General features: G+C 68.7%; 11 protein-coding genes. 2 read left to right on the plus strand and 9 right to left on the minus strand.

Features of this window, described 5'->3' with window-relative positions:
• Nucleotides 1-39: 39 nt before the first annotated feature.
• The 6 genes from R2B38_RS32965 to R2B38_RS32990 all read right to left on the minus strand — a co-directional run bounded on the left by R2B38_RS32965 (nt 40) and on the right by R2B38_RS32990 (nt 7,798).
• On the minus strand, nt 40-1,437 hold the full coding sequence (locus R2B38_RS32965; RefSeq protein ID WP_318019464.1) for a glycoside hydrolase family 43 protein: 1,398 nt from the start codon (nt 1,435-1,437) through the stop codon (nt 40-42).
• A gap of 154 nt (nt 1,438-1,591) precedes the next feature.
• Nucleotides 1,592-2,527, minus strand: coding sequence for an ROK family protein (locus R2B38_RS32970; protein ID WP_318019465.1), 936 nt, complete (start codon nt 2,525-2,527; stop codon nt 1,592-1,594).
• Complete coding sequence (locus tag R2B38_RS32975; RefSeq protein ID WP_318019466.1) at nt 2,524-4,182, minus strand: ABC transporter ATP-binding protein; 1,659 nt, start codon at nt 4,180-4,182, stop codon at nt 2,524-2,526. Before R2B38_RS32975 ends, R2B38_RS32970 begins: the two co-directional genes overlap by 4 nt.
• Nucleotides 4,179-5,051: an ABC transporter permease gene (locus R2B38_RS32980; protein WP_318021856.1), complete on the minus strand. Its 873-nt coding sequence runs from the start codon at nt 5,049-5,051 to the stop codon at nt 4,179-4,181. Before R2B38_RS32980 ends, R2B38_RS32975 begins: the two co-directional genes overlap by 4 nt.
• A 26-nt stretch (nt 5,052-5,077) precedes the next feature.
• Complete coding sequence (locus R2B38_RS32985; protein WP_318019467.1) at nt 5,078-6,037, minus strand: ABC transporter permease; 960 nt, start codon at nt 6,035-6,037, stop codon at nt 5,078-5,080.
• A 3-nt stretch (nt 6,038-6,040) separates the two neighbouring features.
• On the minus strand, nt 6,041-7,798 hold the full coding sequence (locus tag R2B38_RS32990; protein WP_318019468.1) for a peptide ABC transporter substrate-binding protein: 1,758 nt from the start codon (nt 7,796-7,798) through the stop codon (nt 6,041-6,043).
• Nucleotides 7,799-7,979: 181 nt separating this feature from the next.
• Between R2B38_RS32990 and R2B38_RS32995 the strand changes: the two genes are divergently transcribed.
• Both R2B38_RS32995 and R2B38_RS33000 read left to right on the plus strand, forming a co-directional pair.
• Complete coding sequence (locus R2B38_RS32995; protein WP_318019469.1) at nt 7,980-9,179, plus strand: ROK family transcriptional regulator; 1,200 nt, start codon at nt 7,980-7,982, stop codon at nt 9,177-9,179.
• A gap of 98 nt (nt 9,180-9,277) precedes the next feature.
• Nucleotides 9,278-10,786, plus strand: a complete 1,509-nt coding sequence (locus R2B38_RS33000; protein ID WP_318019470.1) for a M81 family metallopeptidase — start codon at nt 9,278-9,280, stop codon at nt 10,784-10,786.
• On the opposite strand, the gene R2B38_RS33005 is transcribed toward R2B38_RS33000, so the two are convergent.
• Genes R2B38_RS33005 through R2B38_RS33015 form a run of 3 tightly spaced genes read right to left on the minus strand, consistent with a single transcriptional unit; the run spans nt 10,767 to nt 12,163 of the window.
• Complete coding sequence (locus R2B38_RS33005) at nt 10,767-11,384, minus strand: GTP-binding protein (RefSeq protein WP_318019471.1); 618 nt, start codon at nt 11,382-11,384, stop codon at nt 10,767-10,769. The two genes, R2B38_RS33000 and R2B38_RS33005, sit on opposite strands and share 20 nt — an antisense overlap.
• Nucleotides 11,371-11,730, minus strand: a complete 360-nt coding sequence (locus R2B38_RS33010; RefSeq protein ID WP_019071425.1) for a DUF742 domain-containing protein — start codon at nt 11,728-11,730, stop codon at nt 11,371-11,373. Before R2B38_RS33010 ends, R2B38_RS33005 begins: the two co-directional genes overlap by 14 nt.
• A gap of 1 nt (nt 11,731) precedes the next feature.
• Entirely contained in the window at nt 11,732-12,163 is a 432-nt protein-coding gene (locus tag R2B38_RS33015) for a roadblock/LC7 domain-containing protein (RefSeq protein ID WP_033281471.1), read from the minus strand.
• Between the last annotated feature and the right edge of the window lies 1 nt (nt 12,164).

Consider the following 12,164-nt stretch of genomic DNA (forward strand, 5'->3'; position numbering starts at 1 on the left):
CGGGTGCCTCCGTTTCTCCGGGAGGCACCCGCGTCGTGCTCAGTACCCGACGTAGAAGGTCGCGTCCTGCTGATCCGTGGCCGTGGAGACCGGGTCGATCCGCAGGACGTAGTTGGAGTGCCGGATGTACCGCGTCGGATTGTTGTACGACCGGAACGACGCCCAGGAGGAGTCCGCGAGCCCCGCCGTCCGGTAGAACGTGGCGTCCCCGGCGAACGTCGACGTGCCGTCGTTCACGTCGAGTTGGAGCGCGTAGTTGTAATGCCGCAGGTACCGGGTCGGGTAGTTGACCGACTGGAAGGACACCCCGGCCGAGTCCGCGAGGCCCGGCACCAGGGTCCACTGCGAGTCGGTGTACGGGTCGAAGGCGTACTCGTCGATCCGCCCGATGAAATTCGAGTGCCGGACGTAACGCGCCGGGTAGTTGTAGGACTTGAGCCGGTTCCAGGCGGGGGTGCCCCACTTGGCGATGAGGTTGTTGTACTCGGCCGTGGTGATCGGCTGGATGCCGCAGTGCTTCGAGTTGAGCGGCTGGGTGTACAGCTTCTGGTCGACGGCGGTCCAGGTACCGGCGGCGAGACTGCTGGTCTGCCAGGCGTAGAAGACGCCGTTGGGGTCCCAGGTGTCACCCCAGAGGTACCAAGTGGAGCTGGACGCAAGGGACTTGACCAACGTCGGCGCCTCGGTGCCGTTGTGTGAGACCGCCGTGCTGAACTCGGAGAAGCTGCCCGGGTCCAGTGACGTGGACTTCGCACCGACCAGCGTCGAATTCTTCTTGAAGTAGAGGTAGTTGACCCCGTTCACGCCCACGGCCAGATCGCCGTCGATGACGTCGTACCCGGGGTCGAAGAACACCTGCGGATCACCGGCGGTCACGAAGTCGCTCGTGTAGTTGACCATGATGACGTTGTGGCCGCTGTCGTTGACGGCCGAGTAGATCACCCCGTACTGCCCGCGCCCCGCGTCCCAGAACGACTCCGGCGCCCACGCGTGGGTGTCCAGGTCGTGCACCTTCATCCGCCGGTAGCCGGTGAAGGTACGCAGATCGGTGGAGTCCCAGACGTGGATGTACTGGCTGACGTACGACCAGTCGGTGCCGTTGAGGTCGGTCGCGAGGACCACGAACGTGCCGTCCTGCTTGCGCAGGATGAACGGGTCGCGCAGGCCCAGGGAGCCCGCGGTGGGGGTGGCGACGGGAGCGTTCTGGTTCAGCGGGGTCCACTGCAGACCGTCGGGGCTGACGGCCAGGTGCAGGCCGTAGTTGGCGCCCAGGAACGTGGGCGACTCGGTGAAGTAGCACATGACGTAAGCCGAGTTGGTCGCGGCCTGCGCGCTGCCCGCGCCGAGCGTGAGCGCGCCGGTGGCCGCGAGGGGGACGGTCGCGGCCATGCCGAGGAAGAGGCGGCGGGACGGGTGGGGGAGAGGGGGGACGGCCATGTGTTCTCCAGGGGGTGACGAGCGGCCCGATACTTCCTGTCGTTCGACTTGTCGAACGGGGTTCGGTAAGTCGATCAGAAGGTAGAGATGGGGCGTGTGCGCGTCAATCACACGGTCGTGCTTGGCCGGTTCTTGTCGTTCACGTAGGCGTCCGCTACGAGCCTCCTGTGTGGATCAGGAGTTCCGCCCGCGCCCGGGCCGCCGCCCCGACCGCCACCGCGTCGCCGCCGAGCCGGGCAGGCAGCACCCGCACCGGATGACCGCTCACCGGCGGCTCCACCGCCAGCGTCTCCTGCACGGCCGACTCGACCAGCTCCCACGACCGGCTGACACCCCCGCCGATCACACACGTCGTGACGTCCAGCAGCCCCGCCGTGATCAGCAGCGCCCGGGCGACACCGCGCCCCACCGCCGCGTACACGGCCCGCGCGTCCTGATCGCCCTGCCGGGCCGCCCCGGCGACCTCACGGGCCGTGAGCGCACGCCCCGTCCGCTCCCCGTACCGCGCCGCGATCGACCGCCCCGAGGCCAGCGTCTCCAGATGTCCTCTTCCCCCGCAGGTGCACGGCAGTTCACCGAACCCGGGCACGTGGCCGATCTCGCCCGCGGCCCCGCGCGGCCCGTCGTAAAGGGCGCCATTCAGCCACAGTGCGCCACCCACGCCGGTGCCGAGGGTCATCCCGAGCACGTTCTCCTCGCCGGCGACCGCACCCTTCGCGACCTCCCCGCGCAGAAACGCGTTCACGTCGTTGTCGAGGAACGCCGGTACACCCAGGGCCTGTTGGATGGTCGCCGTCACCTCGAACCCGGCCCAGTCGCGAAAGGAGTCGCTCGCCACGAGGATCCGCCCGGCCCGCACATCCACGAGCCCGGCCGCGCCGACCCCGACCCCGAGCAGCCGGGCGGGCGTACGGTCCCGCAGCAGCCGTAGCGCGGAGAGCGCGGCACCGACCATCGCCGCCCCGCCCTCACCCGCCGGGGTCGGCACCTCCGTACGGTCCAGGACGTCGAGTTGAGGCGTGCACAGCACGACCTGGGTGGTCGTCCCGCCGATGTCGACGCCGACGACCACCTCCGGGGAGTCGCTCACGCGCCGGCCCCCGTCCCCAACGCCAACCGGCGCTCCCTGCGCTCCCGTTGGAGCACCGGATCGGGCACGGGCACGGCGGCGATGAGCCGGCGCGTGTACGCGGTCTCCGGGTGCAGCAACGTGCTCATGGTCGGCCCCTGTTCCTCGACCCGGCCGCCCCGCATCACGACCACGCGCCCGGCGAACTGCTGCACCACGGCGAGGTCGTGCGAGACGAAGAGGCAGGCGAACCCGAGCTCTCCCTGCAACTCGGCGATCACGTCCAGCACGGTCTGCTGCACACTCACGTCCAGCGCGCTCGTCGGCTCGTCCGCGACCAGCAGCCGGGGTTCGAGGACCAACGCCCGCGCGAGACTCACCCGCTGCCGCTGCCCACCGGACAGCTCACGCGGCCCACGCCGGGCCAACTCCCGTGGCAGCCGCACCAGTTCGAGAACCTCGGCGACCCGCTCCCGCCGCTCGACGGCACCCATCCCACGCCGGTGCACCCGCAACGGCTCGGCCACACACTCCCCGACACTCATCCGCGCGTCCAGCGAGGCCACCGGATCCTGCAGGACCACACCGACCCCGGCCAGCAGGGCCCGCCGGGCCCGCCCCCGCGCCTTGCGCAGATCGGCCCCGAAGAGCGAGACACCCCCCGACTCCGGCGCGACCAGCCCAAGAGCCACCCGGGCGGCTGTCGACTTCCCCGACCCGGACTCACCGACGAGCCCCACGGTCTCACCGGCCCGCACGGTCAGCGACACCTCCTCCAGCGCCCGAACGGCCCGGGGCCCACGCCCGAACCGCACACTCACATCCCGTAGTTCGACCACGGGAGCAGCAGTCTCGCCCCGCTCCCGTACAGCGCCACCCACCGGCTCGCTCACCGCCAGCCGAGGCACAGCGGCCAGCAACCGCCGCGTGTACTCATGCGTGGGCCGCAACAACACGTCCTCCACCGCCCCCGTCTCCACGACCTCCCCCTCCAGCATCACGGCGACCCGGTCGGCGAAGTCGGCGACGACCCCCATGTTGTGCGTGACCAGCAGCACTCCGGTTCCCGAGTCGACGGCCAACGCCCGCAGCAGATCCAGGATTTCGGCCTGCACGGTGACGTCGAGAGCGGTGGTCGGCTCGTCCGCGACCAGCAGCCCGGGCGAGTTGGCGATGGCCATGGCGATCACGACCCGCTGCCGCTGCCCACCGGACAACTGGAACGGAAAGGCGGAGGCCCGCCGCTCAGGCTCGGGAATCCCGACCCTTCCCAACAACGCGACAGCCTCAGCGGCCGCCTCCTGCCGGGAGAGGTCCCGGTGATTCCGTACAACTTCCGCTATCTGCTTGCCGATCCGGGTCAGTGGATCCAGCGCGGTGGCCGGCTCCTGGAACACCATCGAGGCCGTACGCCCCCGCAACCGCGCGAGTTCGCCCTCACCGGCCCCCACGACATCCGTACCACCGACCGAAACGCCCCCGGACGCAAGGGCGTTGCCGGGCAGCAGCCCAAGAGCAGCGAGCGCGACGGTCGACTTCCCGGACCCGGACTCACCGACGAGGGCAAGCGTCTCGCCGGGCTCGACCCGCAACGACACCCCACGCACGGCGGGCACATCACCGCTCTCGGTGGAGAAGGTGACACCCAGATTCTCTATCTCAAGGATGCTGTTCATCCCCGTCCCTTCACGTCGAAGGCGTCACGAAGCCCGTCACCGACCGCGTTGAACGCGCACACGACGAGGATGATCGCGAGACCCGGCGGCACGATCAGCCACCAGCGGCCCGAGTAGGCGGCCGTCAGCCCGGCCGAGAGCATGCCGCCCCAGTCGGTCGACGGCGGCTGAACTCCCAGCCCCAGATAGGACACATAGGCGACGAGCAGGATCGCGTCGGCGACCTGGAAGGTGGCCGCGACGACGATCGTCGACACCGAGTTGGGCAGGATGTGCCGGGTGATGGCCCGGCTGTGCGAACCGCCGATGGCCCGCAGGGTCAGCACATAGTCCCGGCTCTTCAAGGTCAACGTCTCCGCCCGCACCAGCCGCGAAGGCACGAGCCAGGACACCAGCCCGAGAATCACGATCAACCCAGGCACGCCAGGCGTGGTGATCGCCGACACGACCAGCAGGATGAACAGCGCGGGAATGGCGATCCCGGCATCGACGACCCGCATCATCACGGCATCGACCCACCCACCCGCATACCCGGCGACCGCCCCCCACAGAGTCCCGATCACAGTGGCAAGCACCCCGGCGGCAAGCCCGACGAGCAGCGACACCTTCCCGCCGTACATGAGCCGCCCCAACTCGTCATGCCCGACAGCGTCGGTACCTAGCCAATGCGCCCCACTGGGATGGAGATTGACCTGCGTGAGGTCGGTATGGATCTGATCGGTGGAGTAGAGAAGCGGCCCCACGAAACAGAAGAGGAAAAAGAGGACCACCACTAGGAGCCCGGCCACGGCAAGCTTGTTGCGCGCGAAGCGCGCTCTCAGGGGCGCGGGGCTGTGTCGATTTGCGGCTCCGCCGCGGGGCGCGAGCAACCCCCACCGGCGTGCACTCTGAACACTCACGCCCGACCCCCCTTGACCCGAGGATCAACAACCCGCTGCACGACATCCGCAAGCAACGTCCCCACCACAGTCGCGACGGAAATGACGAGCACGCACCCGAGAAGCACCGGATAGTCCGAAGACTGAGCCGCACTCCAGAACAACAGCCCCATCCCCGGGTAGTTGAACAACTGCTCCACCACCAACGCCCCACCGAACAACACCGGCACGTAATACCCCAACATCGCGATCACCGGCGTCAACGAGTTCCGGAACACGTGCTTGAAGAGAATCGCCCGCCGCCGAGAACCCCCCGCCCGAGCGGTCCGCACGTAGTCCTCGGACAGGTTCTCCAACGTCGCGGCCCGCATGTACCGACTGAACACGGCAACCATCGATGCCGCCCCGGTCACCACAGGCAGCACCAACGCAACCGGATCCGCAAAGACTTGAGCCACGGTGTCCCCTTGCGGCGCCTGCGAGGGAAACCACCGCAACACCTGTGTGAAGACCAGCACCAGCACAAGTCCCAGGAAATACACGGGAGTCGAGTAGGCGACGAAGCTCAAGGTCGTAATGACATAGTCGGCCGGCTTGTTCCGCCGAACCGCCTGCCACATCCCCAACGGAATCGCGAGCACCAGCCCAAGAACCGCGGACAGCACGGTCAACACCAGTGTCTTCGGCAGCCGTTGCTCGATGAGCCGGGACACCGCCTCGTTCAGCGTGTACGACGTCCCGAGGTCCCCGTGCAGCAACTGCCGCAGGTAGTACAGGTATTGGACGGGCAGCGACCGGTCGAGCCCCTGGTCGTGGTTGAACAGCGTGATCTGCTGCGGCGTGGCCTGCGGGCCGAGGATCCCGCGCGCGGGACCCCCGGGCAGCGCGTGCAGCAGACCGAACACCACGACCGTCACGATGAGGATCACGACCAGCGCCTGCGCGATCCGCCGGGTCAGATACAGAAGGGTGTCCATGCCTCAGCTGGTCCACTTCCACTGGGCCGGGTGGAAGTTGGCGAGCGGGTCCTGGGTGAAGCCGCCGAGGCCGTTCTTGACGACGGAGATCTGGTAGTCGGGCTCGGGCAGCCAGATCACCGGCAGATCCTTGGCGAGGGCCGCGCTGTAGTCCTGGATCTCCTGGGTCGAACTCGACGTCGTGGACGAGGAGATGAGCTTGTCGACCTCGGCGTTGGAGTAGTTGCCGAAGTTCGCGCCGCCCTTCGTCTGGAAGAGCGAGTCACCGGTCGGGAAGGCGGGGAAGTACCAACTGCCCGCCGTACCGAAGAAGGACAGCTGCCACTTGCAGATCGACTGCGAGGCCGTGCACTGCGGGGTCTGCGACAGCACGGAGTTGACCGGCGCGGTCTTGATGGAGAACTTGATGCCGGTCTTCGCGAGCGAGGACTGGATCGCGCTCATCATGTTGTCGGTCACCGTCGAACCGGACTGCGACAGCACCTGCATCTGGAACTTCGTCCCCTTCGCGACCCCGGCACCGCACTGCGCGGCACCCGTGCCCGGGCCGGTGCAGGTCATGACCCCGCCCTGCTCGCTCCAACCATGCCTGCTCAGCAGGGACTTGGCGGCCGAGGTCGAGAACGGATACGGGTCGGACTTCTGCGTGGCCGACAGGAACGACGAGCTCTGCGCCTGCGGTATCGGCCCGTATCCCGGCACCGCCGTGCCGTTGAAGATGACCTTCGCGAGCGTGCTCTGGTCGATGGACCTCTGCACGGCCTGCCGGGCGTAGAGCTGCTTGAACACGGCACCCATGGAAGGGTTGTTGAAGTTGTACGGCATGTAGGTGATCGCCCAGCCCGACCACGGCTTCACCGTGTAGCCCTGCGCGGTGAAGCTCGCCTTCTGGTCGAGGTCGGTCGCCTCGATGTAGCCGTAGTCGACGCTTCCTGAGCGCAGCGCGTTCTTCTCGGCGTCCGCCGTAGTGAACGGAAGCAGGTTCACGGTGGGGATGCCGGGCTTCTCCCCGCCGTCGTACTTCGCGTTGGCGGCCAGGACGACCTTGCCGGCCGTGGAGAAGGACTTCACGGTGTACGGGCCGCTGACCGTCTTCCACAGGGCGTTCGTCGCGTAACCGCTGATGTTCTTCGCCGCGTTGTTGAGGTACGTCCAGTCCTTCTTGGCGTCCCGGGCCTTGTCCCAGACGTGCTGGGGGAGCGGGGTGATGGAACTGAGCTCATTGGCCAGCATCCACTGCGGGTTGTACGCCTTGTCGAAGGTGATCGTGAAGTGACTGGCGTCCACGGTCTTGAAGGAAGTCCAGTTGTCCGGTGCCTTGCCCGGGTTGTAGCCCGCCCACTGCGCCTTGTTCGCCTTGATGAGGTCGAACCAGAACTTCACGTCGGCGGAGGTGACCGGCTTCCCGTCGCTCCAGTGCCGGTCGCCGAGGGTGATCGTGACGCTCTTGTTGTCGGCCGCGAAGTCGGCGGCGGTCGCCACCGAGCCCTTCTTGTTCCAGCCCATGGTCCCGGTCGAGCCGTCGTAGGCGATCAGCGGCTCCCACAGCGAGTTCGCGATGGAGATGTTGTTGGTGTTGAGGTGGGCCGCGGTGCCGATCGGCAGGATCCAGTTCGGGGTGAAGTTCGCGGGCAGCGCGTAGTCGATCGAGTCGTGCGACCCGGACGACGACGTGCCGCTCGACCCGGAACAGCCCGCGAGCAGCAGCGAGGCCGTGGTCAGGGAGGCACCGGCGAGGAGTCTCGAGCGAACAGGGGACATGGTTCTCCTCGGAAAAAGAGGGGCGGAGGCGGGAGTGAGGACAGTCAACGACCCCTGGTGTCGAAGAAACAGGCGTGTCGCTGTAAAAAGCCTGTTTCTGCTGTTCTGAAAAAAGGTGAGAGGGCATGTGGGTGACTTACGCTCGTCGCCTCGATCACCCGATCCGGAAGTAACTTCCTTCATGCCTGAAAAAAGTGCGCACCGCCGGAAGAGCACCTCGGGCGTCTCCTCACTGGCCGAGCACGTCCTCGAACTCCTCGCCTCCGGGCAGGCCGCCACCCGCACCGAACTCGCCGAACTGCTCGGCGCCGCGCCCTCGACGATCTCCCTCGCCGTGGGCCAGCTGGTGTCCCTGGGTCTGGTCGCCGAGCACGGCACGCGCTCCTCCACCGGCGGCCGCCCGCGCAAGGTGCTCCGGCTGGGCGGCAGCGACGGGTTCGCGGTCGCGGCCGAGCTGGGCGGCAAGCACGCGCACGTAGGGGTCGTCCTCCCCGGCGGCGGCCTCACGGACGTCTCGACCGTGTCCTTCCCCACGGCGGACGGCCCCGAGGCCGCGCTGCCGGGCCTCGCCGAGACACTCACGGCACTCGCCGAACGCCACGGGCGCGAACGGCTCCGGGGCGTGGGCCTGTGCCTGCCCGGCCCGGTCGACATCGCCTCCGGGACCGTCACCCTGCCCGCCCGCATGCCCGGCTGGAACAAGTTCCCCATCCGCGACTGGCTCACCGACCGCTTCGAGGTCCCGGCCGCCGTCGAGAACGACGCCAACTGCATGGCCGTGGGCGAACACACCGTCCAGCCCGCCGAACGCCGCCAGTCGATCATGGTCAAGGTCGGCACCGGCATCGGCGCGGGAGTCATCGCCGACGGCCGCCTCTACCGCGGCGGCACCGGCGCGGCAGGCGAGATCACCCACGTCCGCGTCGAGGCCGCCCAGGACACCCCCTGCTCCTGCGGCAACACCGGCTGCCTGGAAACCGTCGCGTCAGGCGCCGCCCTGGTCCGCATCCTGCAAGGTCACGGCCTCGCCGTGACCTCCACCGAAGACGTCGTCCAACTCGCCACCGACGCCCACCCCGAAACAACCCGAGCAGTCCGCCAGGCCGGCCGCTACCTAGGCCAGGTCCTCGCGGCCAACGTCAACTTCTTCAACCCCGACGCCGTGTATCTGGGCGGCATCCTCTCCACCCTGGAACCTTTCGTAGCGGCAGTACGCAGCCAGTTGTACGAGGGCTGCCACCCCCTGGTCACCGAGCACTTGGCGATCGAGCGCGCGAGCTTGGGCGCGGACGCGGGCCTGGTGGGCGCAGGCCAGTTCGCCCTACAACGGGCCTTGGCCCAGGCACTCCAAACGGTCACAGACAACCCCGGGCCGCGGTAGGCCCTTTAGGGGCGCGGGGCTGTGTCAATTTGCGGCTCCGCCGCGTGGGCGCGACCAGCCCCCACGGACCCGCAGACAACACACAACCTGGAGTCCCCATGTCTTCTTCTCGTCCTGTCATCGCCATCGCAGGCCTAGGCATCGAATCCTCAACCTTCTCCCCGGCCCGCACAGAAGCCCCGGCCTTCCACCCCCAACGAGGCCCCGAAGTCCTCACCCGCTACCCCTTCCTGGCCCCCGGCACCCCCCTCAGGGAAGCCGCAGACTGGCAAGGCGCCCTTGTAGGCAAGGCCCTCCCCGGCGGCACCGTAACGGCCACCGCGTTCACCGAACTCACCGACGAACTCATCACCCGCCTAAGCGAGTTGGGCCCCGTAGACGGCCTCTGGTACGACATCCACGGCGCGATGACAGTAGAGGGCATGGACGACGCCGAAGCCCAACTCCTCGCCCGCATCAGGGAAACCATCGGCCCGCACACCCTCGTGTCCACCTCGATGGACCTGCACGGCAACGTCTCCCGCGACCTGGTCCACCAGAGCGACCTGATCACCTGCTACCGCATGGCACCCCACGAGGACGCCATGGACACCAAGGAACGCGCCGCCCGCAACCTCGTAGACCTCCTGACAAGCGGCGCACCCCGCCCGGTCAAGGCCTGGATCCCGGTCCCGGTCCTCCTCGCCGGCGAACAGACCTCCACCCGCATCGAACCGGCGAAGAGCGTCTACGCGGCCGTAGAAAAGGTAGAGGCAACCGAGGGAGTCACCGACGCGGCGATCTGGGTCGGCTACGCCTGGGCGGACGAGCCCCGCAACCGCGCCGCAGTCGTCGTAACCGGCCCGTCAACCGCCCAAGTCACCGCAGGCGCCGAACAGTTGGCCCGAGGCTTCTGGGAGGCAAGGCACGACTTCGAGTTCGTGGCCCCGACCGGCACGCTCCACGACTGCCTAGACGAAGCCCTGGCCTCGCCCGCCCGCCCGTACTTCATCAGCGACACCGGCGACAACCCGACCGCCGGCGGCGCGGGCGACGTCACCTGGGGCCTCCAACAGGTCCTGGAACGACCGGAGTTCAAGGACCAGGACGGCCCGACGGTCATCTACGCCTCGCTGCCCGGACCAGCCGCCGTAGAGACAGCGGAGCGCGCCGGTGCAGGCGCCACCGTCACCGTCACGGCGGGCGCCGAGGTGGACGACCGCCACGCAAGCCCCCTCACCCTCACCGGAGTTGTCCACTCGATCCGGCACGGTGACCGGGACGCCGAGACCGAGGTCGTCCTCAGGGTCGGCAGCGTGCACGTCATCCTGACCCGGCTCCGGAAGCCGTACCACCACGAACACGACTTCACCGACCTGGAGTTGGACCCGCGCTCCGCCGACCTCGTGCTCGTCAAGATCGGCTATCTCGAACCCGAACTCTTCGCGATGGCCGCCGACTGGAAGATGGCCCTCACCCCGGGCGGGGTCGACCAGGACCTGACCCGGCTCGGGCATCACCGCATCCGGCGGCCCCTGTTCCCCTTCGACCGGGACATGCCCGACCCGGACCTCACGGCCCGGGTCATCAGCCCCTCCGACGAACCGCTCAGTGGGGCGGACGAGTGAGCTTGCCGCCGCCCCCGTCCTCGATGGCGGCGGCGATCAACTGGTCGAGCAGCGCGATCAGTACGTTCCGGCACGAGTCGCGCTCTCGGGCGTCGCAGAGCAGCACGCGGACGTCCTCCGGGAGGGCCAGCGCCTCGCGCACCGCCTCCGCCGGGTAGGGGTGTTCGCCGTAGAAGCCGTTCACGCCCACCACGAACGGGATGCCACGGCGTTCGAAGAAGTCGACGGCCGCGAAGCTGGACTTCGGGCGGCGGACGTCGATGAGGACCACCGCGCCGAGCGCGCCGAGGGCCAGGTCGTTCCACATGAACCAGAAGCGCTGCTGGCCCGGGGTGCCGAACAGGTAGAGCACCAGGTCCTGGCCGATGGTGATGCGGCCGAAGTCCAGGGCCACGGTGGTGGCCCGTTTCTCCTCGATGCCGTCGAGGTCGTCGACGGCGAGGCCCGCGACGGTGAGCGGTTCCTCGGTGCGCAGGGGCGCGATCTCGCTCACCGAACCGACCATGGTGGTCTTGCCGACGCCGAAGCCCCCCGCGATCAGGATCTTGACCGTCTCGGGCGGCGCGGGTGCCGGAGCGATGGTGTCAGAGCCGGCCAAGGCCCTCCCTCACTTTCTGCAGCAGGTCCATGTCCGGGCTGGTACGGGAGACCGGGTGCGGCGGCCGGGCCGTGATCAGGCCCGCCTCCAGCAGATCGCAGAGCATGATCACTACCACGCTCACCGGAAGGTCGACGAGAGCGGCGACCTCCGCCACCGCCAGCGGCTCGGCGCACAGCCGCAGGATGCGGGACTGCTCCGGCTGCGGCCGGGGCGCCCGCGCGGGCGCCGGATCGACCGCGGTCACCGTGGTGATGAGGGTGAAATCGGCGCGGCTGGGCCGGGTTCTGCCACCGGTCAGCGTGAACGGCCGTACGAGCCGTCCCGCCGCGTCGCCACCGCTCACCTCACTCGCCGGAGCCGGCCGTGGGGCCGACGCCCGCCCGCGGCGCGGCGCTGAGATGCTCGCCTATCTTCTTCACCAGCATGTTCATCTGGTACGCCACGACCCCGACGTCCGCGCCCGGACCGGTCAGGACGACCAGGTGGGCGCCGGGGCCCGCCGAGGTGAGGATGAGATAGCTGTTCGCCATCTCGATCAGCGCCTGGCGCACCGGGCCGCCCCGGAAGTCCATGCTGACCCCCTTGCTGAGGCTCATCAGCCCGGACGCGGTGGCCGCGAGCCGCTCGGCGTCGTCGCGCAGGAACCCGGTGGACTTGCTGACGACCAGCCCGTCCTCGGACAGCACGACGGCCTGGTTCACCTCGGCCACCCGGTCCACGAGTCCGGTGAGCAACTGGTCGAGCTGGGTGTGCGTGGCGGGGACGGGTCGTGTCATG

This window comes from Streptomyces sp. N50 (assembly GCF_033335955.1).
GTDB lineage: Bacteria > Actinomycetota > Actinomycetes > Streptomycetales > Streptomycetaceae > Streptomyces.